Source organism: Pseudomonas sp. IT-P44 (genome assembly GCF_949768225.1).
Lineage (GTDB): Bacteria > Pseudomonadota > Gammaproteobacteria > Pseudomonadales > Pseudomonadaceae > Aquipseudomonas > Aquipseudomonas migulae.
Genome location: NZ_CATKQM010000079.1, coordinates 1 through 26,436, shown reverse-complemented (window position 1 = coordinate 26,436; position 26,436 = coordinate 1). Strand labels below are relative to the sequence as shown.

At 60.9% G+C, this 26,436-nt stretch carries 21 protein-coding genes and 1 pseudogene; 16 read left to right on the top strand and 6 right to left on the bottom strand.

Annotation, left to right across the window (positions count from 1 at the left end):
• Positions 1 to 68 precede the first annotated feature (68 nt).
• The 4 genes from ACM6IO_RS26840 to edd form a co-directional block, all read right to left on the bottom strand.
• Entirely contained in the window at positions 69 to 1,538 is a 1,470-nt protein-coding gene (locus ACM6IO_RS26840) for an ATP-binding protein (RefSeq protein ID WP_008031017.1), read from the bottom strand.
• On the bottom strand, positions 1,528 to 2,259 hold the full coding sequence (locus ACM6IO_RS26835) for a response regulator (RefSeq protein ID WP_007903365.1): 732 nt from the start codon (positions 2,257 to 2,259) through the stop codon (positions 1,528 to 1,530). The genes ACM6IO_RS26840 and ACM6IO_RS26835 overlap by 11 nt, the downstream gene beginning before the upstream one ends.
• Before the next feature lie 172 nt (positions 2,260 to 2,431).
• Positions 2,432 to 3,382: a glucokinase gene (locus ACM6IO_RS26830; protein WP_008031013.1), complete on the bottom strand. Its 951-nt coding sequence runs from the start codon at positions 3,380 to 3,382 to the stop codon at positions 2,432 to 2,434.
• A complete protein-coding gene (gene edd / locus ACM6IO_RS26825; RefSeq protein ID WP_008038612.1) occupies positions 3,379 to 5,205 on the bottom strand; it encodes a phosphogluconate dehydratase in 1,827 nt (608 codons plus the stop codon). Before edd ends, ACM6IO_RS26830 begins: the two co-directional genes overlap by 4 nt.
• A 220-nt stretch (positions 5,206 to 5,425) precedes the next feature.
• Between edd and gap the strand changes: the two genes are divergently transcribed.
• From gap to ACM6IO_RS26775, 10 genes and pseudogenes are all read left to right on the top strand, one after another.
• Complete coding sequence (gene gap, locus ACM6IO_RS26820) at positions 5,426 to 6,427, top strand: type I glyceraldehyde-3-phosphate dehydrogenase (RefSeq protein ID WP_414912548.1); 1,002 nt, start codon at positions 5,426 to 5,428, stop codon at positions 6,425 to 6,427.
• A gap of 168 nt (positions 6,428 to 6,595) precedes the next feature.
• Positions 6,596 to 7,060 carry a methylglyoxal synthase gene (locus tag ACM6IO_RS26815; RefSeq protein ID WP_008038633.1) on the top strand — a complete coding sequence of 155 codons (465 nt, stop codon included), beginning with the start codon at positions 6,596 to 6,598 and terminating at the stop codon, positions 7,058 to 7,060.
• Positions 7,061 to 7,137: 77 nt separating this feature from the next.
• Positions 7,138 to 7,656 carry an RNA polymerase sigma factor gene (locus tag ACM6IO_RS26810; protein ID WP_008038635.1) on the top strand — a complete coding sequence of 173 codons (519 nt, stop codon included), beginning with the start codon at positions 7,138 to 7,140 and terminating at the stop codon, positions 7,654 to 7,656.
• An 81-nt stretch (positions 7,657 to 7,737) separates the two neighbouring features.
• Positions 7,738 to 8,703, top strand: coding sequence for a FecR family protein (locus tag ACM6IO_RS26805; RefSeq protein ID WP_414912547.1), 966 nt, complete (start codon positions 7,738 to 7,740; stop codon positions 8,701 to 8,703).
• 122 nt (positions 8,704 to 8,825) lie between these two features.
• Complete coding sequence (locus tag ACM6IO_RS26800) at positions 8,826 to 11,417, top strand: TonB-dependent receptor (RefSeq protein WP_414912546.1); 2,592 nt, start codon at positions 8,826 to 8,828, stop codon at positions 11,415 to 11,417.
• A gap of 114 nt (positions 11,418 to 11,531) precedes the next feature.
• Positions 11,532 to 12,140 (top strand): biliverdin-producing heme oxygenase, encoded by a 609-nt coding sequence (locus ACM6IO_RS26795; RefSeq protein WP_414912545.1) that lies wholly within the window; start codon positions 11,532 to 11,534, stop codon positions 12,138 to 12,140.
• Positions 12,141 to 12,259: 119 nt separating this feature from the next.
• Positions 12,260 to 12,652 carry a YbaN family protein gene (locus tag ACM6IO_RS26790; RefSeq protein ID WP_253404686.1) on the top strand — a complete coding sequence of 131 codons (393 nt, stop codon included), beginning with the start codon at positions 12,260 to 12,262 and terminating at the stop codon, positions 12,650 to 12,652.
• 201 nt (positions 12,653 to 12,853) lie between these two features.
• Positions 12,854 to 14,086 (top strand): annotated as a pseudogene (locus tag ACM6IO_RS26785) (chemotaxis protein); the annotation flags it as partial.
• 150 nt (positions 14,087 to 14,236) lie between these two features.
• Positions 14,237 to 14,992 (top strand): methyl-accepting chemotaxis protein, encoded by a 756-nt coding sequence (locus ACM6IO_RS26780; RefSeq protein ID WP_411738967.1) that lies wholly within the window; start codon positions 14,237 to 14,239, stop codon positions 14,990 to 14,992.
• 170 nt (positions 14,993 to 15,162) lie between these two features.
• Positions 15,163 to 16,494 (top strand): CoA transferase, encoded by a 1,332-nt coding sequence (locus ACM6IO_RS26775; RefSeq protein WP_414912544.1) that lies wholly within the window; start codon positions 15,163 to 15,165, stop codon positions 16,492 to 16,494.
• Between the two features lie 140 nt (positions 16,495 to 16,634).
• On the opposite strand, the gene ACM6IO_RS26770 is transcribed toward ACM6IO_RS26775, so the two are convergent.
• Both ACM6IO_RS26770 and arcD (ACM6IO_RS26765) read right to left on the bottom strand, forming a co-directional pair.
• The gene (locus tag ACM6IO_RS26770) at positions 16,635 to 17,498 is read right to left on the bottom strand and encodes a DNA-3-methyladenine glycosylase family protein (protein WP_414912543.1); all 864 of its coding nucleotides are present in this window, start codon (positions 17,496 to 17,498) and stop codon (positions 16,635 to 16,637) included.
• A complete protein-coding gene (arcD, locus tag ACM6IO_RS26765; protein WP_008027826.1) occupies positions 17,495 to 18,922 on the bottom strand; it encodes an arginine-ornithine antiporter in 1,428 nt (475 codons plus the stop codon). The genes ACM6IO_RS26770 and arcD (ACM6IO_RS26765) overlap by 4 nt, the downstream gene beginning before the upstream one ends.
• A gap of 458 nt (positions 18,923 to 19,380) precedes the next feature.
• Between arcD (ACM6IO_RS26765) and arcD (ACM6IO_RS26760) the strand changes: the two genes are divergently transcribed.
• The 6 genes from arcD (ACM6IO_RS26760) (at position 19,381) to ACM6IO_RS26735 (ending at position 26,361) form a co-directional block, all read left to right on the top strand.
• On the top strand, positions 19,381 to 20,808 hold the full coding sequence (gene arcD, locus ACM6IO_RS26760) for an arginine-ornithine antiporter (protein ID WP_008038651.1): 1,428 nt from the start codon (positions 19,381 to 19,383) through the stop codon (positions 20,806 to 20,808).
• 35 nt (positions 20,809 to 20,843) lie between these two features.
• Positions 20,844 to 22,100, top strand: a complete 1,257-nt coding sequence (arcA, locus tag ACM6IO_RS26755; protein ID WP_008027822.1) for an arginine deiminase — start codon at positions 20,844 to 20,846, stop codon at positions 22,098 to 22,100.
• A gap of 69 nt (positions 22,101 to 22,169) precedes the next feature.
• Positions 22,170 to 23,180: an ornithine carbamoyltransferase gene (locus ACM6IO_RS26750; RefSeq protein ID WP_008027820.1), complete on the top strand. Its 1,011-nt coding sequence runs from the start codon at positions 22,170 to 22,172 to the stop codon at positions 23,178 to 23,180.
• A gap of 164 nt (positions 23,181 to 23,344) precedes the next feature.
• Complete coding sequence (gene arcC, locus ACM6IO_RS26745) at positions 23,345 to 24,274, top strand: carbamate kinase (protein WP_008027818.1); 930 nt, start codon at positions 23,345 to 23,347, stop codon at positions 24,272 to 24,274.
• 12 nt (positions 24,275 to 24,286) lie between these two features.
• Positions 24,287 to 24,649 carry a DUF5064 family protein gene (locus tag ACM6IO_RS26740; RefSeq protein WP_008027817.1) on the top strand — a complete coding sequence of 121 codons (363 nt, stop codon included), beginning with the start codon at positions 24,287 to 24,289 and terminating at the stop codon, positions 24,647 to 24,649.
• Positions 24,650 to 24,852: 203 nt separating this feature from the next.
• On the top strand, positions 24,853 to 26,361 hold the full coding sequence (locus ACM6IO_RS26735) for a sigma-54-dependent transcriptional regulator (RefSeq protein ID WP_008027814.1): 1,509 nt from the start codon (positions 24,853 to 24,855) through the stop codon (positions 26,359 to 26,361).
• Positions 26,362 to 26,436 lie beyond the last annotated feature (75 nt).

Sequence of the window (26,436 nt, the reverse complement as noted above, 5' to 3'; positions counted from 1 at the left end):
ATCAACGATAACGCGGCGTGTCAGGCACGCCGCTATCGCCAGCAAGCCGGCTCCTACAGGGTTGTGTGTCAGTCGATTGATCGAGGCAACTGAAGCGTCACCCGCAACCCGCCTTCACGCAGGTTTTGCAGGCTGACTTCCCCGCCATGGCTATGGGCAATGTTGCGCGCAATGCCCAATCCCAACCCATAACCCTGCTGCTGCCCGGCCAGACGAAAGTGCGGCTCGAACACCTGCTCCAGCCGCTGCTCCGGCACACCCGGCCCTTCGTCATCGACATGCAGGACAAACGCGTTCTCGTCGTCATCGATGTGCAGGTGCGCGTTCTGCCCGTACTTCAAGGCGTTGTCGATCAGGTTGCCGATGCAGCGCTTGAGCGCCAGCGGTTTGCCCGGATACGCCGCCAGCGCCCGGCCTTGCTGGGTCACGCGACCATTGCCGTTAGGCGCCAGATACGGTTCCACCAGGCAATCGAGCACATGGTTGAGGTCCACCTGTTCGATGTTTTCGTGGATGTCGGTGTCTTTCACGCATTGCAGCGCGCCTTTGACCAGAAGCTCCAATTCATCGAGATCACGACCGAATTTGGCTTGCAGCTTTTCGTCCTCAAGCAATTCCACCCGCAGGCGCAAGCGGGTAATCGGCGTGCGCAAATCATGGGAAATCGCGCTGAACAACTGGCTGCGTTCAGTCAGGTAACGGCTGATACGTTCGCGCATCGCATTGAAGGCGCGACCCACTTCCACCACTTCACTGCCGCCGCCTTCGGCCACCGGCTCGACTTCCGCCCCGAGGGACATGTCCCGCGCCGCCCGTGCCAAACGCTTGAGCGGCCGGCTCTGCCAATGCACCAGCAAGCCGATGAACAACAGCAAAAAGCCGCTGGTGAGGACGATGAACCAGACTTGCTGCGCCGGCAGGCCTTGCTCTTCGAGGCTGGTGTAGGGCTCGGGCAACAGCGAGGCGATGTACAGCCACTCGCCCGGTGCCATCTGGATTTGCGTGACCAGCACCGGCGGATTCACCGGCTCCAGGGTCAGTGCGTAGTGCGCCCAGGAACGCGGTAGCTCATCCAGTTTCAGGCCACCGTTGAAGATCCGCAGGTCTTCGGGGCTGACGAAGGTCACCGAGATATCGGTGTCCTGGCCGAGCGACTGGCGCAGCACTTCGTCCACGGCTTTGAGCACCGCCTCTTTGCGCGGGGTGATCGGCAGCACTTCCATGCCCAAGGGTTTGTCGTTGAGGGTCACCACGAAACGGGTGCCGCCCATGCTGCGCAACTGGTCGAGCACCAGCGGCCTGAACGCCACCGGCAACGAGCGAAAGTAACTGACGCTGGCGGTCATCGAATGGGCAAGGCTGCGGGCGCTGGTGACCAGGCCTTCCAGCTGCGTGGCACGCAATTGCGAGACCCAGATCACGCTCGACAACGTCTGCGCGAACAACACCGCCAGCAAGGTCAGCAGCAGCATCCGCCCGAGCAGCGAACGCGGGACCGGAATCTTTGCCGCTAGCTTGCGCAACACCTCAGTGACCATTGCTGGCAACCACATTGGCCGCCAACTGATAACCGCTGCCGCGCACGGTGCGGATCAGTCGTGGCGGTTTTTCGGTATCGCGCAGGCGTTGGCGCAAACGGCTGACGGCCATGTCGACGATCCGGTCCAGCGGCATCAGGTCGCGGCCACGGGTGGCGTTGCCGATGGTGTCGCGGTCGAGGATTTCCTGGGGGTGATCGAGGAACAGTTTCAGCAGGGCGAAATCGGCGCCGGAGAGAATCACTTCTTCGCCATCGATGTGGAACAGCCGATGGCTGACCATGTCCAGCCGCCAATCATCAAAGGCCAGCACTTCACTGCCGGAACGTTCCTGGCCGAATTGCGCACGACGCAACAAGGCTTTGATCCGCGCCTGCAATTCACGAGGGCTGAAGGGTTTGCCAAGGTAGTCGTCGGCGCCCAGTTCCAGGCCGATGACGCGGTCGGCTTCGTCGGAGCTGGCGGTGAGCATGATGATCGGCACTTGCGCCTGCCGCGGGTGCTGGCGGATCCAGCGGCAGAGGCTGAAACCGTCTTCGTCGGGCAGCATCACGTCGAGGATCACCAGATCGCTCGGCGCTTCGTTCAACGCCTGGCGAAAACCGGCGCCGTCGGGCGTGGTACGTACCTGGAAGCCCGCGCGGGTCAGGTAGGTGTCCAGCAACTCGCGTATCTCTTGATCGTCATCGACCAACAAAATCGACTTGTTGACTGAGCTCACGGGGCGGCGTCCTTGTTGTTTGAATTGGAGGATTATGCCTGATCGATCATAAATCTATGTGTCTGTTCCGGCCTCTTCGCGGGCAAGCCTCGCTCCTACAGAAGCACCGGAGCAACCTGTAGGAGCGAGCGGTGCGGCGTCCGACTTGCCCGCGAAGAGAACGACGCGATCCTTATGCCTGGTCGAGGGCTACACCCGCACCCACCAACCCGGAATACGGCGCCGTCACCAGCCACACCGGAATCCCCTTGAAGTAATCGCTCATGCAGCCCTTGTCGGCAAAGCACCGCGCAAAACCGCTTTCGAGGAAGAAATCGGCAAACCGTGGGATCACCCCACCGACGATAAACACACCACCGCGCGCCCCCGTGGTGAGCACGTTGTTGCCCGCCACGCGACCGAGCCAGCAACAGAACTGTTCCAGCACTTCCAGTGCAATCGGATCACCCGCCAGGCCGGCGGCGGTGATCGCTTCCGGCGTTTCGAGCACAGGCGTGTGCCCGTCCACCGCGCAAATCGCCCGATAGACGCGCGGCAAGCCGCTGCCACTCAACGCCGTTTCCGCGCTGACATGCCCAATCTCGTTGAAGATGTGCTGCCACAACTGAGTTTCACGCGGACTGCTCAACGGCAAATCGACGTGGCCACCCTCGCCCGGCAATGCAGCAAAACGCCCTTCGCCGAGATCGAGCAAAGTACCGACGCCCAACCCCGTGCCCGGACCAATCACCACCGCCGGGCGCAACGGTTCCGGCGTGCCTTCGCAAACCACGCGGAATTCGCCCGGCTGCAAACGGGTCATGCCCAGCGCCATCGCCGAGAAATCGTTGACCAGCAGCAGTTGCTCCACTTGCAAGGTCTGGCAGAACGCCTTGCGACTGAGGCGCCAGTGATTGTTGGTGAACTTGAATTCATCACCGCTCACCGGGCCGGCCACTGACAGGCACACGGAACCAATCGAACCCGGCGCCAGCCCCTGCCCGTTCAGATAGACGCTGATCGCCTCTTCCGGGCTGGGAAAATCTGCCGTTGCCAGCACCTGGACCGATTCCAGCTGCTGGTTTTTCCACAACGCGAAACGTGCGTTGGTCCCACCGATGTCACCGACCAAAGCCAGTTTCAATTAAGCGTCTCCAGGGCAGAAGTAAAGGCGCTGGCGCCCTGCTCTGCGGAGCTGAAGGCCATGCGCATGAAACCAAACAGCTCGCGACCGGTGCCGATGTTGTTGCCCAACAGGCCTTTGGCCGGCGTGCGCGCTGCGAATTCTTCGGCGTCCACCTTAAGCTCCAGAGTGCCTTTGACGCCATCGACGCGGATGATATCGCCCTCTTGGACTCGCGCCAAAGCGCCGCCCACGTAAGCTTCGGGGCTGACGTGAATCGCCGCCGGGATTTTCCCCGAGGCGCCGGACATGCGCCCGTCGGTGACCAGCGCGACTTTGAAGCCGCGATCCTGCAGCACGCCGAGGAACGGCGTCATCTTGTGCAGTTCCGGCATGCCGTTGGAGCGCGGGCCCTGGAAGCGCATCACCGCGACAAAGTCCTTCTCCAGCAAACCGGCCTTGAACGCATCGGCCAGATCCTGTTGATCCTGGAACACCATTGCCGGTGCTTCGACGATCTGGTTTTCCAAGGCGACTGCCGAGACTTTCATCACGCCACGACCGAGGTTGCCTTCCATCACGCGCAAACCGCCCTCGGGCGAGAACGCTCGAGCGACTGGACGCAGGATGGTTTCATCGAGGCTGTCGGTGACGCCTTCGCGCCATACCAGCTCACCGTTATCGAGGAACGGTTCCTTGGTGTAGCGGCTCAGGCCGTGACCCAGAACCGTGTTGACGTTTTCGTGGAGCAAGCCGGCTTCCAGCAGTTCGCGGATCAGGAACGACATACCGCCCGCCGCCTGGAAGTGGTTGATGTCGGCCTTGCCGTTCGGGTAGACGTGGCTCAGGGTCGGCACGACTTCGGAGAGGTCGGCCATGTCCTGCCAGGTCAGTTGAATGCCCGCCGCCATGGCAATCGCCGGCATGTGCAAAGTGTGGTTGGTCGAACCGCCGGTGGCGTGCAGCGCCACGATGGAGTTGACCAGCGAACGCTCATCGACGATTTCGCCGATCGGCATGAAGTTGCCATTCTGCTTGGTCAGGCGCGTGACCTGATGCGCCGCTTCGCGGGTCAGGGCATCGCGCAACGGCGTGTTCGGGTTGACGAAAGAGGCGCCCGGCAAGTGCAGGCCCATGACTTCCATCAGCAACTGGTTGGTGTTGGCGGTGCCGTAGAAGGTGCAGGTGCCGGGGCTGTGGTAGGAGTTCATTTCCGATTCCAGCAGCTCTTCGCGAGAGGCTTTGCCTTCGGCATAGCGCTGACGCACATCGGCTTTCTGCTTGTTGGAAATGCCCGAGACCATCGGCCCGCCTGGTACGAAAATCATCGGCAGATGACCGAAGCGCAACGCGCCCATCATCAGGCCCGGCACGATCTTGTCGCAGATGCCGAGCATCAGCGCGCCATCGAACATGTTGTGGGAAAGGGCAACAGCGGTGGACAGCGCGATCACTTCACGGCTTGGCAGGCTCAGTTCCATGCCCGGCTCACCTTGGGTCACGCCATCGCACATCGCCGGGGTGCCGCCGGCGAACTGGCCGACGGAGCCGATTTCGCGCAGGGCTTTTTTGATCAGCTCAGGAAAGACTTCGTACGGCTGATGCGCCGAGAGCATGTCGTTATATGACGAAACAATCGCGATGTTCGCGGAGTTCATCATTCGCAGGCTGTTCTTGTCTTCGGTGCCGCAACCGGCCACGCCATGGGCGAAGTTGGCGCATTGCAGCTTGCCGCGCATCGGACCGTCGCTGGCCGCACCGCGAATGAGCGCAAGGTAAGCCTCGCGGGTTGCGCGGCTGCGGGCGATAAGCCGTTCGGTGACCTCAAGGACGCGGGGATGCATGTGTAGAACTCCAGGCTAACGGATGTGGCGACCTGATTGTCTATGCTGAACAAGAGCCGTTGTTGATGGGATGACAAACGGCTTTCTTGATCATTCGGACCAGTTGATTCAGGTCACTCGTTGTAGATTGAACAAAATATTGCCACTAAAAAGGCTTGTTTTCTATTTTTATGCGAATAATCTTGTAATTCCAACAACAAAACGACGGCGGCCCTGTTAAATGACTCTTCGAATCGCAATCAATGGTTTTGGCCGTATCGGCCGCAACGTCCTTCGCGCACTGTATACCCAAGGCTACCGTCAGGATTTGCAGATCGTTGCAATCAATGACCTGGGCGACAGCGCGATGAACGCTCATCTGCTCAAGTACGACACTGTTCACGGCACGTTCAACGCCGATGTCCAGCATGATCAGGAAAGCCTGACCGTCAATGGCGACCGGATTTCCGTCAGCGCCATTCGTAACCCGGCCGAGCTGCCGTGGGCTGCGGAAAAGATTGATGTCGTGTTCGAATGCACCGGTTTGTTCACCGACCGGGCCAAAGCCGCCGCGCATATTACGGCCGGCGCGCGCAAAGTGATCATCTCTGCACCGGCCAAAGGCGCCGACGCCACCGTGGTGTATGGGGTGAATCACGACATTCTGCGCCAATCGCACCAGATTATTTCCAACGCGTCGTGCACCACCAACTGCCTGGCCCCGGTGGCCCAGGTGCTGCACCGCGAGCTGGGCATCGAAAGTGGTTTGATGACCACCATCCACGCCTACACCAACGATCAAAACCTGACCGACGTCTACCACACCGACCCGTACCGCGCCCGTTCGGCCACCCAGAACATGATCCCGAGCAAGACCGGTGCGGCCGAAGCGGTCGGCCTGGTGCTGCCGGAACTGGCGGGCAAACTGACCGGCATGGCCGTGCGTGTACCGGTGATCAACGTGTCGCTGGTGGACTTGACCGTGCAACTGAAGCGCGAGGCGTCGGCCGATGAAGTGAATGCGCTGCTCAAGGAAGCCAGTCAGCATTCGAAGATTCTGGGCTACAACACCCTGCCGCTGGTCTCGAGCGACTTCAACCACAACCCGCTGTCGTCGATCTTTGACGCCAACCACACCAAGTCCAGCGGCAAGCTGCTGAAGGTTCTGGCCTGGTACGACAACGAATGGGGCTTCTCCAACCGCATGCTCGATAACTGCCTGGCGCTTTGCAACGCAGAGTGACTCTGTGGCTGTTGCGCCGTACCCGACTCTGTAGGAGCCAGGCTTGCCGGCGAAGAACGATGACGCGGTCTAACAGATACATCGCGCCGCTCGGTTCGCGGGCAAGCCTCGCTCCTACAGGCGATGGCGTACTCAACCATCGTCGGTAACCTGCCTACGGAACACCCCATGATCGGTATCAGCTTCACGCAAAAAACCGTCGCCGCGCGCAAACGCATCGCCCTGGTCGCCCACGACCACTGCAAGGTGTTCCTGCTGGACTGGGCCGAGCGGCACAAAGACAAGCTCGCGCAACATGAACTGGTCGCCACCGGCACCACGGGTTTGTTATTGCAACAACGCCTCGACCTGCCCGTGGAAAGCATGATCAGCGGCCCCTTGGGCGGCGACCAACAACTCGGCGCACAAATCGCCGAGCAGCGGGTCGACATGCTGGTGTTCTTCTGGGACCCGTTCGAACCGCAGCCCCACGACCCGGACATCAAGGCGTTGCTGCGGGTCGCGGCAGTCTGGAACATTCCCGTCGCCTGCAATGAATGCAGCGCCGACTACCTGCTCAGCAGCCCGTTGATGGATCAGGCGCATTCACATCGCATTCCCGATTACGCGACCTATTTGCTGGGCCGCGCATAAACCTTCACAAATCAGGACTTGACCATCGTAGCGGATGATAAGCATTATCATTTGATCAAAATGGATCAGGTCCTCCCGTGAGTCAATCGCGCTTCAATCACGTCTTCATCGCCCAGCGCGTCTCTCTGCTGCGCACGCTGGAGCGGATGGTCAACAATCACAGCACCGCCGAAGACCTCTTGCAGGAGACCTACCTGCGCGTGACCCGTGCGCTCAGCGAACGGGCCATCGACCACCTTGAACCCTTTGTTTTCCAGACCGCCCGCAACCTGGCGCTGGACCATTTGCGTGCGCGGCGCATTCAGTCCCGGACGATGCTCGACGACGTGCCGATGGACGTGGTGGAAAGCATTGCCGCGCCGGCCAGCAGTGCCGAGGACGCCGCCCATGCCAAACAATTGCTGGAGCGTTTGAACGTGAGCCTCAGTGAACTCAGCGCCCGTCAGCAGCAGATTTTCATTCTCAGCCGTTTGCACGGGCACAGCTATCTGGAGATTTCCGAGAAGCTCGGCGTGTCATTGAGCACGGTGCAAAAGGAGTTGAAGCTGATCATGGCCATCTGCATCGGTGTCGCCGAACGGTTAAACGGCGACTGAGCAAGCAAGGCTTTGCTACCCTTGCCCACTTTCAAGCTCCACTAAAAAACAGCCGTGCACAGACACTGCCGAGGAAACACCGTGACGGACACCCACCGCTCCCCTCCGCCCTCCCCGGCGCGGGACCCCGCAAGTGCGATGGACCAGGCCCTGGACTGGCTGATCGTGCTGGGCAGTCCGAGCGAAGAACAGTCTCGCCAGTTCCAGGCATGGCTGGACGCCGACCCTCTGCATGCACAAGCGTTCGCCAAGGCCCGGGCCATCTGGGACGGCCCGCAAGTCGTGCAATGCGCGCAGCACCTGGCCGCACGGCCACCCAAAGTCACCGTGTTGTCGCGCCTGCGCCCGCACTGGAAACCATTGGCCACCGCTGCCGTGTTGATCCTCGGCCTGTTCAGTTTCAGCAACCTGCCCCTGCGTCTCCAGGCCGATCACCTGACGGTGGTCGGTGAGCGTCAGCGCCTGCAACTGGAGGACGGTTCGAAAGTCCTGCTCAATACCAATTCAGCGTTTTCCAGCACCATCAACGATCAGCAGCGCGTCGCCCGTCTTTATCAGGGCGAAGCGTTTTTCGAAGTGCCGGCCCATCGCGGCCAGCCGCTTGAAATCGACGCCGGACCGGTGAAGGCCAGCGTGCACGACACGGCGTTTGCGGTGCGCTACCTCGATGGCGTGACGCAGGTTCAAGTGCAGCGTGGTGATGTCGACTTGCGGGCGACCCGCGACGACGCACGGATTCGCCTGTCTGCCGGCGAAAGCATCCGCATCGGCCCCAACGGTTTCGACCGGCCGGCCAGGCTCGATGCCGCGACTGACCTGGCCTGGGTCCAGGGCCGACTGGTGTTTGAAAACTGCCCGATGAGTCAGGTGCTGGCGGAGCTGCGTCGCTACTATCCAGGCTGGATCATCAACAACAACGAGCAGTTGGCCGACGTCGCCGTGACCGGCAATTACCGTCTCGACCAGCCGCTGGACGTGGTCCGCTCGCTGGCGCACATCACCTCGGCGCGGCTCCAGGAATATCCGGCGCTGGTGATCCTGAACTAAATGAGAATTATTTTTACTCGATAGCTGAAGCTCGTACGTCTCGTTATAGCCAATGCAATTGATTCGCATCTTCATATGCCAATCAGCACCTATAAAGATTCGTGCGACTCGGAGCGCTATCGATGTCCTCTCGCCTTACCCGTCACTCCTCTTCACCGTCCCGCGTGCTCTCGCTGCTGACCGCCGCCATCCTCATGGCTGGTAGCGCGCCGCTGATGGCCGCCACCGCCGCCGAACAACCGACGCGCAACATGGGCGATTACGCGTTTGCGATCCCGCAACAGTCGCTGGTCTCGGCACTCAATGCCTTTACCGCGGTGACGGGCTGGCAGGTCGGCTTGCCGGCAGAACTTGGGCAAGGCGTGGCCTCGCCGGGTGTGCGCGGGTCCTTGTCTCCGGAGAAAGCCCTGGATCGCCTGTTGGTGGGGACCAACCTGAGCTATCGCAAACTGGGCAACAACAACATCGTCCTGGAAAAGCGCCCGAACAGCGGCGCCCTCAACCTGCAACAGGTGACCATCAGCGCCACCCGCCAGGAACAAACCGTGGAAAGCGTGCCGGGCACCGTCACCGTCCACACCCGCGAAGAGCTGGACCGCAACAACGTCAACACCATCAAGAACCTCGTGCGTTACGAACCGGGCGTTTCGGTCGGTGGTGCCGGCCAGCGCGGCGGGATCAGCGGCTACAACATCCGCGGCATCGACGGCGACCGGATCCTGACCCAGGTCGACGGCGTCGAAGTGCCCAACGACTTCTTCAACGGCCCTTACGCCAAGACCCAGCGCAACTACGTCGACCCGGAGATCATCAAACGCGTCGAAATCCTCCGCGGGCCGGCCTCGGTGCTGTACGGCAGCAACGCCATCGGCGGTGCGGTCAGTTACTTCACCCTCGACCCGGACGACATCATCAAACCCGGCAAAGACGTCGGCGCCCGCCTGAAAACCGGCTACAGCTCCGCCGACGAGAGCTGGTTGAAGTCCGCGACGGTGGCCGGCCGCGCCGATCAGTTCGATGGCTTGCTGCATTACAGCCAGCGCGACGGTCATGAAACCGAATCCTACGGCAGCAACAACGGCACCGGCCTGGCGCGCACTGCGGCCAACCCGGAGGACGTGCGTACCTACAACGTATTGGCCAAGATCGGCTGGAACTACAACGAAGATTCGCGCCTGGGCCTGACGTATGAAAAGTACAAGGACGACCGCGACACCGATCAGAAAAGCGCCTACGGCGGTCCGTTCGACAAAGGCCAGCCGGCGATTCCGGCCAGCGTCCTGCCGGGCGGCATGTACCAGTGGCGCACCGGTAACGACACCGTCACCCGCGAGCGTTTCGGCCTGGAACACAGCTTCGCCCTCGACAGTCTGCTGGCAGACAACGTCAAGTGGAGCCTGAACCACCAGGTCGCCAAGACCGACCAGAGCACCGAAGAGTTCTACTACCCGATCTCACGCAAAGTGCTGCGCACCCGCGAAACCCTTTATGAAGAAAAGCAGTGGGTGTTTGACGCACAACTGGACAAGGCTTTCAGTCTTGCCGACACCGAGCACCTGCTGACCTACGGCACCACGATCAAGCAGCAGAAAGTCACCGGTTCGCGCAGCGGCAACGGCACCTGCCTCGCGGTATTTGGCTCCTGCCGAACCCTCGGCGCCGTCAGCACCGCAGACGTGCTGAAAAAATCCAGCGACTTCCCCGACCCGACCGTCAACACCTACAGCCTGTTCGCCCAGGATCAGATCAGCTGGGACAAATGGACCTTCCTGCCGGGGCTGCGCTACGACTACACCGAGCTCAAGCCGCACATCACCCAGGAGTTCTTGAACACCGTGGCGGCCGATGGCCGCGGCACCGTCAGCAACGACTCAAAAACCTGGCATCGCGTGTCGCCGAAATTCGGCCTGACCTACGCCCTGACTGACCAGTACACCTGGTATGGCCAGTACGCCGAAGGTTTCCGCACACCGACCGCCAAGGCGTTGTACGGACGCTTCGAGAACACCACCACCGGTTATCGCGTGGAACCCAACCCGAACCTCGACCCGGAAACCAGCAAAGGTTTTGAAACCGGTCTGCGCGGTCAATTTGAATCGGGCTCCTTCGATGTGGCCGTGTTCTACAACAAGTACCGCGACTTCATCGAAGAGGATGCCATCTCCCCCGGTTACAACGAGCTGACCTTCCAGAGCGCCAACATCAAGCGCGCCACGATCAAGGGCGCAGAGGTCAAGGGACGTCTGAACCTCGACGTCTTCGGCGCGCCACAAGGTCTGTACACCCAGGGCTCGGTGGCCTACGCCTACGGTCGCAACAACGACAACGGCGAACCGATCAACAGCGTCAACCCGCTGACCGGTGTGTTCGGCCTCGGTTACGAACAGGACAACTACGGTGGTTTGCTCAGCTGGACGCTGGTGAAAAAGAAGGATCGCGTCGACGACACCAAATTCAAGTCGCCGGACGGCGTCAGCAGCCAGTTCAAATCGCCGGGCTTCGGCGTGCTGGACCTGACCGGTTTCTACAAAGTGACGGACGACGTGACTGTCAGCGCCGGGGTCTACAACCTGACCGACAAGAAGTACTGGCTGTGGGATGACGTGCGCGGTTACGACGGCGTCGGCGAGGCTTCGGTCCTCAGCCCGGCCAACCTTGATCGCCTGACTCAGCCGGGTCGCAACTTCGCGGTCAATCTGGTCTGGGACATCTGATCCTGCACGCTCACTGCGCGGCTTTTTATAGCGCCGCGCGGTGAGGTTTTTTTACTGTCAGGCGTCTTCTTGTTCGTCTCGTTACCAAGCGCCTCTTTTCTTCAAGGATTTCTCATGACTAACCAGGACACTGCTCAACACCCGGCTTTGCGTTCGCAACGCTTGAACCAGATCACCCATGAGCCCCACACCAAACTCGATGCGCTGGTCAAAGCCCATGCGCCGTTCGAAACCCAGGCCAATTTCGCCCGTTTCGTAGTGGCGCAGTATCTGTTCCAGTCGGAGCTGGTGGCGCTGTACAACGATGCCGAACTGATCGCCATCGTTCCCGATCTGGCGGCGCGCTGCCGTGCCGAGGCGGCCAAGGCTGACCTGGCCGATCTGGACACCGAAGTGCCGGCGCCTGTCGCGGGTGCAGTGAACACCCCGAGCAAAGCCGAAGCGCTGGGTTGGTTGTTTGTGTCAGAAGGCTCGAAGCTCGGTGCAGCGTTCCTGATCAAACGGGCTGTTGGCCTGGGCCTGAGCGAGACCTTCGGTGCCCGTCACCTCGGCGAACCGGCCGGTGGCCGCGCTGAAGGCTGGAAAAGCTTCGTCAAGACGCTGGACGGTCTGGAACTCACCGAACAGGAAGAAGCCGAGCTGGATAGAGGCGCAATTAATGCGTTCAACCGCTTCACCGTGTTGCTGGAACACGCCTACGCCACCACCCCCGAACTCGCCTGATAACCCCGCCCTTGTAGGAGCGAGGCTTGCCCGCGAAGAACGATAACGCGGTCTATCTGAAAAACCGCGGCGCATTCTTCGCGGGCAAGCCTCGCTCCTACAGGTCATAAATCGATCTTATGACTCGCGCCTCCTCAAAACTCGCCCGTTTCCTGTTCGGTCTCTTGGCCTACATCAGCCTAGCTATCGGCCTGATCGCCATCGTCGTGCCAGGCCTGCCGACCACCGAGTTCGTCCTGCTCGCCGCCTGGGCCGCGACCAAGAGTTCGCCGCGCCTGAGTGCCTGGCTGGAAAACCATCGGCTGTTCGGTCCGATCCTCTGCAACTGGCGCAACGGCAAAATCGTTGCGCGTCGAGCCAAGGTCAGTGCCACCGTGAGCATGCTGCTGTGCGCCGGGTTGATGCTGGTCATGCTCGATCACGGTTGGCCGGTTTACCTCGCCATCGCCGGCATGAGCCTGGGCAATCTGTGGATCTGGTCACGACCGGAATCACTGCCGCAAACCACCTGACACACTCCGCGATTTATCCCCGTTTTAAAGCGCTTTTCGGCACATTTTTCCGCGCAAACGTTCAACCATGACCGTTCGTCGGAGTCACCTTCATGCATCCTCGCCCCACGCCGATGCGCAGAGATTGGCGCTGAATGGATTTGGCGAACCGGGTCGACCTCGACTCGCAGCCAACACTTCATCCCTTCGCGAGTTCGTCCTATGTTCGACTCTCTGTCCATCCGCCTGAAAATCGTTCTGCTCTCCGGTCTATGCCTGCTGGGCGTGGTCGTCCTGATCGTCAGCATGAACTTCTACCAGACCAACCAGAACGATGAGCTGGTCAGCGCCTCCAGCAGCAAAATGCTCACCGACAGCGTGCAAGACCTGCTTCAGGCCAAGGCCGCCGAGCAAGCGGTGCGGGTGCAGAAAACCTTTGGCGAAAGCCTGCTGGTGGTGACCGCCCTGGCGGACCAGATCAAGGACATGCGCACCCTGGCCGCCAAGCGCTCGCTCGAGGCCGGCGCCCTGCGTGAAGAGTTGAACCAGAGCCTGAAAACTGCCTTCGAGCGCAACAGTAAAGTGTTGGGAATCTGGCTGGCGTTCGAACCCAACGGTCTGGACGGCAAGGACAGCGAGTTCGCCAATGACGCCGCTCGCCAGTCCAACGAAGCCGGTCGTTTCGCCAGTTACTGGAGCCGCGCCGGTGGTACCGCGCTCAACACGATCATGGTCGAAGACGACATGACCAAAACCACCTTGAGCCTCAGCGGAACGCCTTACAACAGCTGGTACACCTGCCCTCGCGACAACAGGCGCACCTGCTTGCTGGACCCGTACGCCGATACCGTCGGCGGCAAGGAAATGCTGATGACCACCATTTCCGTACCGCTGCTGGTGGACGGCAAATCCATCGGCGTGGTTGGTGTGGACATCGCCCTCGACGCTTTGCAGGCAGCGGCTGTCGGTTCCCAGCGTGATCTGTTCAACAGCGCCGGGCACATGCTGATTGTCTCCGGTAGCGGCGTGCTCGCCGCTTACAGCGTCGACGCGAGCAAGGTCGGCAAAAGCATCGGTGAGACCCTGGGCGCAGAGGGCAAGGATGTCCTGCAATTGCTCAGCGGTGGCGCACCGAAAATCCTCGAACAAGGTGATTTGATTCGTGCGGTGTACCCGGTCAGCCCGATCAGCGATTCCAAAGCCTGGGGGGTGGTGATCGACCTGCCCAAGCAAGTGCTGCTGGCCGATTCGGTGAAGCTGCAAACGGTGCTCGATGATGCCCAGCAAAGCGGCACGATCAAAGCCGTGCTGGTGGCGGTCGCTGCCGGCCTCGTCGGCCTGCTGCTGATCTGGCTCACCGCGTCGGGCGTGACCCGGCCGATCAACAGCGTCGCCGAGATGCTCAAGGCTATTGCCAGCGGCGACGGCGATCTGACCCAGCGCCTGCATTACAGTAAGCAGGACGAACTGGGTGAACTGGTGAGTTGGTTCAACCGCTTCCTCGACAAGCTGCAACCGACCATCGCGCAGATCAAACAGAGCATCACCGATGCCCGTGGCACCGCCGACCAGTCTTCAGAAATCGCCCGCCAGACCAGCGAAGGCATGCAGGTGCAGTTCCGCGAAATCGACCAGGTCGCCACCGCGTCCAATGAAATGAGCGCCACGGCCCATGACGTCGCCAACAGTGCGTCGAACGCGGCAAACGCTGCCAAGGGCGCTGACCAGTCGGCTCGCGATGGCATGTCGATCATCGAACGCAGCACCCGCGACATCAATCAACTGGCCGACGAAGTCAGCAAGGCGGTGACCGAAGTCGAAGCGCTGGCGGTCAACAGCGAGCAGATCGGTTCGGTGCTGGAAGTCATCCGCAGCATCGCCGAGCAAACCAACCTGCTGGCGCTCAACGCCGCCATCGAAGCCGCCCGTGCCGGCGAGAGCGGTCGCGGTTTTGCGGTGGTGGCCGATGAAGTGCGCAACCTGGCCAAACGCACGCAGGATTCGGTGGAAGAGATCCGCATCGTCATCGAACGCATCCAGACCGGCACCCGCGGCGTGGTCGCCACCATGCATTCGAGCCAGACCCAGGCGCACAGCAACGCCGGGCAGATTCAACAAGCGGTGCAAGCCTTGAGCAAAATCAGCGACGCGGTCACGGTGATCAGCGACATGAACCTGCAAATCGCCAGCGCCGCCGAACAGCAAAGCGCCGTGGCTGAAGAGGTCAACCGCAACGTCTCGGCGATCCGCACCGTCACCGAAACCCTGACCGGCCAGGCCACCGAATCGGCGCAGATCAGCAGCCAGCTCAACTCCCTGACCACCCACCAGATGAAATTGATGGATCAGTTCCGGGTGTAGCTGCCACGGCCCCTGTAGGAGCGAGGCTTGCCCGCGACGAACGATGACGCGATCTGCCAGGTAGACCGCATCATCGTTCTTCGCGGGCAAGCCTCGCTCCTACAGGGGGATTTCATCCGGCTTGGAAGATTTTTGATCTATGCTCGGCCTCTCGTTCCGGAGGGCCTTCGATGACTGATTTACTCACGTCCATTCAAGCCGCACTCGGCTTGCCCCACACCCCGATTCCGTTCACCTCGAAGGGCGCCCTGCCCTCGGCGTTCGCCGTCACTGACCTGGCGAGCGCCAGCATTGCCGCTGCCGGCCAGGCGGTCAGCGAGTTACTGAATCAGCACACCGGTCGTTTGCCCGGCCTTGAAGTCGACCGTCGCCTCGCCTCTTTCTGGTTCGCGACGTCGATCCGTCCCGTCGGCTGGAGCGTTCCTCCACTCTGGGACCCGGTGGCCGGCGACTACCCGACCAGCGACGGCTGGATCCGCCTGCACACCAACGCGCCTCATCACCGTGCGGCGGCCGAAAAAGTGCTCGGTGCTTGTGCCGACCGCGCCGCCGTAGCGAGCAAGGTTGCGCAATGGGCGAAAACCGATCTGGAACACGCCGTGGTCGAGGCCGGTGGCTGTGCCGCCGAAATGCGCAGTTGGGCGCAATGGCAGGCGCATCCCCAGGGCCTGGCGGTGAATTCTGAACCACTGATTCAGTTCAGCGCCGGCAACCCTGAATCGTCGCCATCGTGGCAAGGATCGGTGGCACGACCACTGGCCGGAATCAAGGTGCTGGATTTGACCCGCGTGCTTGCCGGCCCGGTCGCCAGTCGCTTTCTTGCCGGCCTCGGCGCCGACGTTTTGCGCATCGACCCACCGACCTGGAACGAGCCCGGTGTGGTGCCGGAAGTCACCTTGGGCAAACGCTGCGCACGCCTGGACTTGCATGACAAAGCAGATCGCATCCTGTTCGAAAGCCTGCTCAAGGACGCCGACATTCTGCTCCACGGCTACCGCGCCGATGCCCTGGAACGGCTGGGTTACGGCGTCGCCGAACGACAGGCACTCGCGCCCGGCCTGATCGACGTCTGCCTGAACGCCTACGGCTGGAGCGGACCATGGCAGAACCGCCGCGGCTTCGACAGCCTGGTGCAGATGAGCAGCGGGATTGCCGAAGCGGGGATGCAATGGAAGAAGACGGACAAGCCGACGCCGTTGCCGGTGCAGGCGCTGGATCATGCCACCGGGTATTTGATGGCGGCTGCGGCGATCACGTTGTTGGGACGGGGTGGGTCGGCACGGTTGTCGCTGGCGCGGACGGCGAAGTTGTTGATTGAACAGGGTGCGGGAACGAGTGAGCCGTTGCGGGCAGAGGATGAAAACGATCAGGGCCTGTTGGTAGAGCAGACGCCTTGGGGGCCGGCGCATCGGCTTCATGTGCCATTGAAGATCACCGGGACGCCGTTGCAGTGGGCGATACCGGCCTCCGAATTGGGTTCACATCGCGCGCAGTGGGGGTGACTTTCCGGCCTCTTCGCGAGCAAGCCCGCTCCCACATTGGGTTTTCGTCGATCACAAATTATGTGCACGACATCAATCAAATGTGGGAGCGGGCTTGCTCGCGAAGGCGTCAGATCAGTTACCACAAATCCCGGATCAGCTCAGTCCGCCCGACTCAGTGATGTCCACAAAAGCTGCGCCGCATACCCTCGACAAGGTCGCCAATCTTCGGCCCGCGTCAACAACTCCCGAGCCGTCACCCGCTCCCCCTCAAGCGCCGACAACGCATTGATCAACCCCACATCCCCCCCCGGAAACGCATCCATCTCGCGCAATTGTCGCAAGGCAATGTACTGCGCCGTCCAGTCACCAATCCCGTGCAACGCCAGCAACCGAGCCACACCACCCTCACGCCCCGGTTCAAACAATAACGGATCATCAAGCAACGCCTGGGCCACGCCCGACAACGTCCGGCCCCGGCTTTTCGGCATGCCCAGCGCCGCCAGATCCGCCTGCGCCAATACATCAGCTACCGGGAACACCTGCGTGATACCGGGCAAAACCGACGCCAAAGGCGGTCCATATTGCACCACCAGTTTCCCCGCCAACCTGATCGCCGCAACCACGCTGATCTGCTGCCCCAACACCGCACGAATCGCCAGTTCCAGACCGTCCCACGTCCCCGGAACCCGCAATCCTGGCCGCTCGGCAATCAACCGCGCCATCAACGGGTCAGCCTCCAGCGACCGATGAATCGCCGCTAGATCCGCATCCAGATCAAACATCCGTCGCAACCGCGCAACGATCTCCGGCACCGCCGCCGGGTCAGGAAAATCCAGCGTCACTTCCAGCGCATCGCCCGCCACCGGCCTTATCGAAAACGTACCGTGAGCGCCGTCCAGGCCGATGCTGCGCGAATACACGCCATCAACCACCGTTTCCATTCCCGCTACGGCCCGCGCCGACAAGAACCCCAACATCGCCGGCCAGTCATAGGGCGGCTGATAGGCCAGCCGCAACCTCACAACGACAGAAATCCACTGTACAAACCGTACGCCGCCAACCCGGCGCCGCTGATGACCGCGGTAAAAATCCCTTTCTCGATCGCTGTAAACAGCGGCTCACCCTGCTCACGTTTGGCCTTGGCGAACAGAATCACCCCCGGCGCATACAACAACGCCGACAGCAGCAAATACTTGACCCCGCCGGCGTACAACAGCCACACCGCATAACTCAGCGCGATGCCACCGATCAGCAAGTCTTTGGTGCGTTCCGCTGACGCGTGCTCGTACGTTTCGCCGCGCCCGCTCAACAACACCGCATACGCTGCCGACCACAGATACGGCACCAGAATCATCGACGACGCGAGGTAGATCAGGCTGGTGTAAGTCCCGGCGGAAAACAGCGTGATCAGCAGGAAAAGCTGGATCATCACGTTGGTCAGCCACAGCGCATTGACCGGCACATGGTTGGCGTTTTCCTTTTTCAGGAAGGCCGGCATGGTCTTGTCCTTGGCCGTGGCGAAGAGGATTTCGGCGCAAAGCAGCGCCCAGGAGAGCAACGCGCCGAGCAGCGAAATCGCCAGGCCAATGCTGATCAACAACGCGCCCCAGGGCCCGACGATGTGTTCCAGCACCGCCGCCAGTGACGGGTTCTGCAGGTTGGCCAGTTCCGGCTGGCTCATGATCCCCAGCGACAACACGTTCACCAGCACCAACAGCGCCAGCACGCCAATAAAACCGATGACCGTCGCCCGGCCGACATCCGAACGTTTCTCCGCCCGCGCCGAATACACACTGGCGCCCTCGATGCCGATGAACACAAACACGGTGACCAGCATCATGTTGCGCACCTGATCCATCACGCCGCCGAAATTCGGGTTGCTGCGGCCCCAGATGTCACGGGTAAAGATGTCAGCCTTGAACGCCACGGCGGCGATGACGATGAACATGATCAGCGGCACGATCTTGGCCACGGTGGTCAACTGATTGATGAACGTCGCCTCCTTGATCCCGCGCAGCACCAGAAAATGTACGGCCCACAGCAGGACCGAGGCGCAACCGATGGCGATGGGCGTGTTGCCCTGGCCAAACACCGGAAAGAAGTACCCGAGGGTGCTGAACAGCAGAACGAAGTAACCGACGTTGCCCAGCCACGCGCTGATCCAGTACCCCCACGCGGACGAGAACCCCATGTAGTCGCCGAACCCTGCCTTCGCATAGGCGTACACCCCGGAATCCAGCTCGGGTTTGCGATTGGCCAGCGTCTGGAATACGAAGGCCAGCGTCAGCATTCCGACGGCGGTGATGGCCCAACCGATCAATATCGCGCCGGCATCGGCACGGGCGGCCATGTTCTGCGGCAAGGAAAAGATCCCGCCGCCAATCATCGATCCAACCACCAGCGCGATCAGTGCGCTCAGGCGAAGTTTTTGCGTCGGTTGCGACATGCCTGCGTCTCCATTTTTCCCGATGTGACCGGGGAATGACCACGGCCGGGAAACCGTCACATGGTTGGTTTTAACTAAATAGGTACAGCGTAATAACGTTTATTAGAAAACGCCAAGTCATGTCCGTTATTTATAGCGGATGATTCTATTAGCGTCTTGGCAAAGAGCGAATTTGTGGGTCAATCTTAATTAATCGATTCCATACCTGAAACCGGCGTCAAAAATTTGCGGAACGCAGAAAACGAACTAGCGTAAAAGTTCCAAGCAATTGGAGTTATTCCTTTTGTATGAGTCGAGGCCTCTGGACCGGGCTTTTCCGGAAATACCGTTATGCCCGGAAAAGGTTCATAAGTCTTTCATTAACAATGGAATGTAGCCATGCACTGATCTAAGTCAGCTGACTGAATTGCTAACAGAACTACTCTGTTGTCTCTCTTCTCCTGCATTGGAGTCATGCAATGTCTGAATCCCCCGGAAAACTGAAACTCGGTGCACTTGTTGCGTTGGTTGTCGGCTCTATGATTGGTGGCGGGATCTTTTCTTTGCCCCAGAACATGGCCGCCAGTGCCGACGTCGGCGCGGTGCTGATCGGTTGGGCCATCACTGCCGTAGGCATGCTGACACTCGCCTTCGTGTTCCAGACACTCGCCAATCGCAAACCTGACCTGGACGGCGGGGTCTACGCCTACGCCAAGGCCGGATTCGGCGACTACATGGGTTTCTCCTCCGCGTGGGGTTACTGGATCAGTGCCTGGCTCGGTAACGTCGGTTACTTCGTCCTGCTGTTCAGCACCCTCGGCTACTTCTTCCCGATCTTCGGCGAAGGCAACACCGTTGCCGCTGTGATTGGTGCGTCGCTGCTGCTCTGGGGCGTGCACTTCCTCGTGCTGCGCGGGATCAAGGAAGCGGCGTTCATCAACCTGGTGACCACCGTCGCCAAGGTCGTGCCGCTGCTACTGTTTGTGCTGATCGCGATTTTCGCCTTCAAGCTCGACATCTTCACCGCTGACATCTGGGGCGTGAAAAACCCCGACCTGGGCAGCGTGATGAACCAGGTGCGCAAAATGATGCTGGTCACCGTCTGGGTGTTCATCGGCATCGAAGGCGCGAGCATCTTCTCGGCGCGGGCGGAAAAGCGCAGCGACGTCGGTAAAGCCACCGTGATCGGCTTCATCACCGTGCTGTTGTTCCTGGTGCTGGTGAACGTGCTGTCGCTGGGCATCATGACCCAACCGGAACTGGCAAAACTGCAGAACCCGTCGATGGCCGCGGTGCTGGAGCACGTGGTCGGTCACTGGGGCGCGGTGCTGATCAGCGTCGGCCTGATCATTTCCCTGCTCGGTGCGTTGCTGTCATGGGTGCTGTTGTGTGCGGAGATCATGTTCGCCGCCGCCAAGGACCACACCATGCCGGAATTCCTGCGCAAGGAGAACGCCAACCATGTGCCGGTCAATGCCTTGTGGCTGACCAACGCGATGGTGCAGCTGTTCCTGATCATCACGTTGTTTTCCGCCAGTACTTACCTGTCGCTGATCTACCTCGCCACTTCAATGATTCTGGTGCCGTATCTGTGGTCCGCGGCTTATGCACTGCTGCTGGCGGTGCGCGGCGAGAGTTATGAAAACGACTCGGGCGAACGCTCGAAGGATTTGCTCATCGGTGCCATCGCGGTGATCTACGCGGTCTGGCTGGTCTACGCAGGGGGCACCAAATACTTGCTGTTGTCTGCCCTGCTCTATGCGCCCGGGGTCATCCTGTTCGCCAAGGCCAAGCGAGAACTCGGCAAACCGATTTTCACCAACGTCGAGAAGCTGATTTTTGCAGCCGTCATCGTGGGCGCCCTGGTGGCAGCTTACGGGCTGTATGACGGCTTCCTGACCCTGTAATACCCGATTGTTTTGTCATCTGGAGGATCACTGTAATGACCACGGAAAAAGTTAAGTACGGCGTACATTCCGAAGCCGGCAAACTGCGCAAAGTCATGGTTTGCTCCCCCGGCCTGGCCCACCAGCGGCTGACCCCGAACAACTGCGACGAACTGCTTTTCGATGATGTGCTGTGGGTCGCCCAGGCCAAGCGTGACCATTTCGATTTCGTCACCAAGATGCGTGAACGCGGGGTCGACGTGCTGGAAATGCACAATCTGCTGACCGACATCGTCGCGATTCCTGAAGCCCTCGACTGGATTCTGGAACGCAAGGTCACCGCCAATTCGGTCGGTTTGGGGTTGATCGATGAAACGAAGTCATGGCTGCGCAGCCTGGAGCCGCGCAAGATCGCTGAATTCCTGATTGGCGGCGTCTCCGCCGATGACCTGCCGGACAGTTTCGGCGGCAAGACCATCCAGATGTTCCGCGATTTCCTCGGCCACTCCAGCTTCATTCTGCCGCCGCTGCCCAACACCCAGTTCACCCGCGACACCACGTGCTGGATCTACGGCGGCGTGACGCTGAACCCGATGTACTGGCCGGCGCGCCGTCAGGAAACCTTGCTGACCACCGCCATCTACAAATTCCACCCGCAGTTCACCAACGCCGACTTCGAAATCTGGTACGGCGATCCGGACCAGGAACACGGCAGTTCCACCCTTGAAGGCGGCGACGTCATGCCGATCGGCAACGGCGTGGTGTTGATCGGCATGGGCGAACGCTCATCCCGTCAGGCCATCGGCTTGTTGGCCCTGAACCTGTTCAAGAACAAGGCCGTCGAAAAAGTCATCGTCGCCGGTCTGCCGAAGTCCCGCGCAGCCATGCACCTGGACACCGTGTTCAGCTTCTGCGACCGCGACCTGGTGACGATTTTCCCGGAAGTGGTGAACCAGATCGTCGGCTTCACCCTGCGCCCGGATGAAGGCAAACAAGGGGGCATCGACATCCGTCGCGAAGAAGGCAACTTCCTCGACGTGGTGGCCAAGGCATTGAACCTCAAAGCGTTGCGCGTGGTGGAAACCGGCGGCAACAGCTTCGCCGCCGAACGCGAGCAGTGGGACGACGGCAACAACGTGGTGGCCGTGGAACCCGGCGTGGTCATCGGTTATGACCGCAACACCTACACCAACACCCTGCTGCGCAAGGCCGGTGTGGAAGTCATCACCATCAGCGCCGGTGAACTGGGACGCGGGCGTGGCGGCGGCCACTGCATGACCTGCCCGATCATCCGCGACCCAATCGACTACTAAACGACCATCCCCCCGGCCGCACTGACCCGGTAGCGGCCGGGCCGATTACCGAACTCAAGGAGAATCATCATGGCGTTCAACATCCACAACCGTAACCTGCTCAGCCTGGAGCACCACACGCCCCGTGAGCTGCGTTACCTGCTCGACCTGTCCCGTGACCTCAAACGCGCGAAGTACACCGGCACCGAGCAACAACACCTCAAAGGCAACAACATCGCGCTGATCTTCGAAAAAACCTCGACCCGCACCCGTTGCGCCTTCGAAGTCGCGGCCTATGATCAGGGCGCCAACGTCACCTACATCGACCCGAATTCCTCGCAAATCGGCCACAAGGAAAGCATGAAGGACACCGCCCGAGTACTGGGGCGCATGTACGACGCTATCGAATACCGTGGCTTCAAGCAGGAAATCGTCGAGGAACTGGCCAAGTTCGCCGGCGTGCCGGTGTTCAACGGGCTGACCGACGAGTACCACCCGACGCAAATGATCGCCGACGTGCTGACCATGCGTGAACACGCGGACAAGCCGATCCACGAAATCAGCTACGCCTACCTGGGCGACGCGCGCAACAACATGGGCAACTCGCTGCTGCTGATCGGCGCCAAGCTGGGCATGGACGTGCGCATCTGCGCGCCAAAAGCCCTGTGGCCCCTTGACGATCTGGTCTCGCGCTGCAAGAAGTACGCGGAAGAAAGCGGCGCCCGGATCACCTTGACCGAAGACCCGAAAGCAGCGGTCAAGGGCGTGGACTTCATCCACACCGACGTTTGGGTGTCGATGGGCGAGCCGGTCGAAGCCTGGGCCGAACGCATCCAGCAACTGTTGCCCTACCAGGTCAACGCGGAACTGATGAAAGCCACCGGCAACCCGCGCACCAAGTTCATGCACTGTCTGCCGGCGTTCCATAACAGCGACACCAAGGTCGGTAAACAGATTGCCGAGCAGTATCCGCACCTGTCCAACGGCATCGAGGTCACCGATGACGTGTTCGAGTCGCCAGCGTGCATCGCCTTCGAGCAAGCGGAAAACCGCATGCACACGATCAAGGCGATCCTGGTGTCGACCCTGGCTGACCTGTAACGGCTGACCCGGTTCCTGCGCTAACCCTGTAGGAGCCGGCTTGCTGGCGATGGCATCACCGCGGTGCATCTGACAGACCGAGCAGATGCCATCGCCAGCAAGCCGGCTCCTACAAGGGTCCGCTCCGGGTCGCTCGCCATTTCTTTGTTTAGAAGGACTGAATCATGCGTATCGTCGTTGCTCTGGGCGGTAACGCCCTGCTCCGCCGTGGTGAACCCATGACCGCGGACAACCAACGCGCCAACATCCGGATCGCCACCGAACAGATCGCCAAGATCCATGCCGGCAACGAACTGGTCATCGCCCACGGCAACGGCCCGCAGGTCGGCCTGCTGTCGTTGCAGGCGGCGGCCTACACCTCGGTGTCGCCTTACCCGCTGGACGTGCTCGGCGCCGAAACCGAAGGCATGATCGGCTACATCATCGAACAGGAACTGGGCAACCTGCTGGACTTCGAAGTGCCCTTCGCCACGCTCCTGACCCAGGTCGAAGTCGACGCCAACGACCCGGCCTTCCAGAACCCGACCAAACCCATCGGCCCGGTGTACGCCAAGGCCGAAGCAGAAAAACTCGCCGCCGAAAAAGGCTGGGCGATTGCCCCGGACGGCGACAAATTCCGCCGCGTGGTGGCCAGCCCGAGACCGAAACGCATCTTCGAAATCCGCCCGATCAAGTGGCTGCTGGAAAAAGGCAGCATCGTGATTTGCGCCGGCGGTGGCGGCATTCCGACCATGTACGGCGCTCATGGCAAGCTGCAAGGCGTGGAAGCGGTGATCGATAAAGACCTGTGCTCGGCGCTGCTGGCCGAACAGCTGGACAGCGATTTGCTGGTGATTGCCACCGACGTCAGCGCGGCCTTCATCGACTACGGTAAACCCACGCAAAAGGCCATCGGCCAGGCGCACCCGGACGAAATGGAAAAACTCGGCTTCGCCGCCGGCTCCATGGGACCCAAGGTTCAGGCAGCCTGCGAGTTCGCGCGCCATACTGGAAAGGTCGCGGTGATCGGTTCACTCTCGGACATCGAGGCGATCGTCCAGGGCACGGCCGGCACCCGCATCAGCACGGCAAAACCTGGCATTACTTATTTATAAGGAGAACCGTCAATGGCACAGTTCGAGCCCGGTCATCTGCACATTGAGCGCCATGCACTGACACCGGACGATGTCAGCTACAACGTGCACCTCGACTATGAAGTCAGCAAGAATCCCAAGGGGGAGAAAGGGATTCAGTTCACCCTGCATGGCAGTATTCAAGGAAAGGACGTGAAGGAGCCCTTCTTTCTGCGCAAGGAGGAAGCCTACAACTTCGCCAACAACGTAACGAAAATCGCCGAGAAATACGGGATTCCGAAGACCCACAGCCAGATCGGCTCGGTTCACAAGCATTACGACCTGATGTTCGAAGACATCCGCAAGCAGCTGGATATGAAATCCGGCGACCCGGTGAACATCGAACACTTCGAATAACCCTATTCCCCTGGATGAACGCTGTACCTGTAGGAGCCGGCTTGCTGGCGATGGCAACACCTCGGTTTTTCAGATGCACCGAGGCGATGCGATCGCCAGCAAGCCGGCTCCTACAGGTTGCGATCCCATCAGCGGATTTCACCTGAACCCCTCCTCCAAGGCATACTTGCCACCCTCCGCACGTCAGATAAAAAAACCGCCCCATGCGTATCCACGTCAGCTTCATCGACCGCGTCGGCATTACCCAGGAAGTCCTGGCCCTGCTCGGTGGGCGCAATCTCAATCTGGATGCGGTGGAAATGGTTCCGCCCAACGTCTACATCGACGCCCCGACCCTGAGCCCGGACGTGCTCGAAGAGCTGCACGACGCCTTGCTCAGCGTGCGCGGCGTGCAAGCGATGACGGTGGTCGACATCCTTCCCGGCCAACGTCGGCACTTGCAACTCGATGCGCTGCTCGCGGCCATGACCGACCCGGTACTGGCCCTGGACAGCGCCGGCAAGGTGCTGCTGGCCAACCCGGCATTGATTGCCTTGTACGGTCGCGAACCGGCCGGTGAAAGTGTCGCTGACCTGTTTGCCGATCCCGCATTGCTCGACGCCCTGCTGGAACACGGCTTTCGCCTGCCGCTGCGGGAGATCACCGTCAACGGCCAGACTTTGTTGCTGGACGCCACGCCGATCACCGACGCCGGCGCCCTGCTGACGCTGTATCAACCGAACCGCATCGGCGAACGCCTCTCGGCGCTGCACCACGACCATGCCGAAGGGTTCGATGCGCTGCTCGGCGAATCCCCGGCGATTCGTACGCTCAAGGCCCGCGCGCAGCGGGTTGCAGCCCTCGATGCGCCGCTGTTGATCCAGGGCGAAACCGGCACCGGCAAAGAACTCGTCGCCCGGGCCTGTCACGCCATCAGCGCGCGGCACAGTTCACCGTTCCTGGCACTGAACTGCGCGGCATTGCCAGAGAACCTCGCCGAAAGCGAACTGTTCGGCTACGCCCCCGGCGCCTTCACCGGCGCACAACGGGGCGGCAAACCGGGGCTGATGGAATTGGCCAACCAGGGCACGGTGTTTCTCGATGAGATCGGCGAGATGTCGCCGTACTTGCAGGCGAAATTGCTGCGTTTCCTCAACGACGGCAGCTTCCGTCGAGTGGGCGGTGATCGTGAAGTGAAGGTCAACGTGCGGATCCTCAGCGCCACGCACCGCGATCTGGAAAAAATGGTCAGCGAAGGCTCGTTCCGCGAAGACCTGTTCTATCGCCTCAACGTGCTCAACGTCGAAGTCCCGCCGCTGCGCGAACGCGGCCAGGACATTCTGCTGCTGGCGCGCTATTTCATGCAGCAGGCCTGCGCGCAGATTCAGCGACCGGTGTGTCGCCTGGCGCCGGGCACTTACCCGGCGTTGCTGGGCAACCGCTGGCCGGGCAACGTGCGGCAACTGCAGAACGTGATCTTTCGCGCCGCGGCGATTTGCGAAAGCAGCCTGGTGGACATCGGCGACCTCGACATCGCCGGCACCTCCGTGGCGCGCCAGAGCGACACAGAAGTCGACAGCCTGGAACAGGCGATGGAAGAGTTTGAAAAGACCCTGCTGGAAAAACTCTACGTCAGCTACCCCTCGACGCGGCAACTGGCCAGCCGCCTGCAAACCTCCCACACCGCGATTGCCCATCGGTTGCGTAAGTACGGCATCCCCAACAAGCCGTAATAGCTGTTGGTTCGAACGGATTCTTTCGATGAACCTCAACCTGTTGGAGCCGGCTTGCTGGCGAAGGCGAAGCAG